Annotated in this window: 2 protein-coding genes; both read left to right on the top strand. The window is 77.1% G+C overall.

The features are described from left to right. A partial coding sequence (locus tag ACFXAZ_RS38490; RefSeq protein WP_384601412.1) for a hypothetical protein occupies positions 1–922 on the top strand: 922 nt, incomplete at its 5' end. Further along, positions 919–1,461 (top strand): hypothetical protein, encoded by a 543-nt coding sequence (locus ACFXAZ_RS38485; RefSeq protein WP_384601409.1) that lies wholly within the window; start codon positions 919–921, stop codon positions 1,459–1,461. The genes ACFXAZ_RS38490 and ACFXAZ_RS38485, both read left to right, overlap by 4 nt. Positions 1,462–1,550: the final 89 nt, after the last annotated feature.

The following is a 1,550-nucleotide window of genomic DNA, read 5'->3' as shown; positions in this document are numbered from 1 at the left end:
CCGGGGGGGCGCCCTGGCCCCCCCGCGGCCCCCCGGCGGGGGAACCACCCCCCCTCGCAACAATTACCGTCGCGACCAGCGACCGACGACCACCACCGAGCAGCCCACCACGGCGGAGATCGACGCCGCCGCCCGCATCCTCATGCGGGCCTGGGCCCCCGACACCCTGCTGCCCGGCAATCACGACGGCGAGGACCCGGACGAGTACTGCGGCTGCGCCGGCGAGGACGAGGACGGCGACCCCCTCGGCTGCAACTGCGGGGGCGGCTGCGTCTGCGACGAATGCTCCTACCAGGCGTACGCGCAGTACCGGCGGTGCTGGGTGCAGGGCTGCGGCCGGGCGACGGCGTACCGCGTGGTGCGCTTCGCGATGGTCGAGCAGCACGTCAGCGAGCCGACCGCAAGCGGGGCCGTCTGCCCGCACGCCGAGGGCGAGGACCACTACTGCACTCCGGACACCGTGTACATCGACGCCGGGCCCAAGGAGCAGGCGTTCGGTCACGTCCCGGCGTGCGGCCTCGCGCACGCGGTCCAGCTGCGCGACTTCCACCGCCGGCACGACACCAGCCGTACGCAGCACCGGATCGAGGCGTGGACGTACACCCCGCACCCGCGGGACCTGCCCGCCCCGCTGCCGCAGCTGCACGAGCACACCCGCAGCGCCCACAACGTCCTCGGCCTCGCCGTCGGCGCGCACACGCGGGCAGACCACCGCGGCACGCAGACGTGGATGGATACGGCCCGCCGGTACGTCGCGCTCGCCGCGTGGAACGCCCGCCGCCCCCTGGAACACCCCCACGACGGCGACCAGGACGACCGGGACGACGAGGGGCCCGGCCCCTTCCAGGACGAGCCCGGCGAGCCGGACGAGCCGTACGACGCGCCCGAGACCGAGGCCGCGGCTGAGGGCGGTGGCCGGTGACTCCTGCGTCGGCGCGCGCGCAGCGCCGCCAGCGGGTGGCCGAACTCCGGGTGGCCGACCCGGCTCTGAGCCTGCGGCAGATGGCCGAGCAACTGGAGATCTCCAGGGACACGGTGACCCGGGACCTGGAGGTCCTCGGCCTCCCGGTCCCGGGCAGGCAACCGGCGGCCGATCCCGCGACTGCGGCGGCCGATCGGCCGGTGGGGGAAACTGCGCCGCAGGTCAGCGCGGGTGAGAAGGCTGGCGGTGGGCGGGGGGCCGGTCTGCCGCGCAGGGTGGCCGATCCGCTGGCCGGTGTGGACCTGAGCCGGTCGCCGGCCGCGCGCCGCGACCTGGCGGTCCTGCGTCAGACCGGCCGGACGCCTGAGGACCTGGTGCACCAGGCGCTCGCCGTCCTCGCCGGTCACTACGGCCGCGCCCTGGCCGCCGGGGACATCGAGCGCGGGGTGCCGTTCGCCGTGACCGGCATGGTGCTGCACCCCCTGCCGCACCGCGCCGTCACCACCACGCCCCCGGCCGCGGCTGCGGGCGGCGTGTGATGGCCGGGCCGGCCGCCCCCGCCCCCCCCGGGGGCGGACGGGCCCCCCCCCCCGGGGCCCCGGCCGCGCGGTTCGGGGTCTGGCTGGGC

Origin of the sequence: Streptomyces sp. NPDC059477, assembly GCF_042749375.1 — a bacterium.
Taxonomy (GTDB): Bacteria; Actinomycetota; Actinomycetes; order Streptomycetales; family Streptomycetaceae; genus Streptomyces.
Note: the sequence above shows the minus strand (reverse complement) of the source record. Positions and strands in the feature narration are given on the sequence as shown.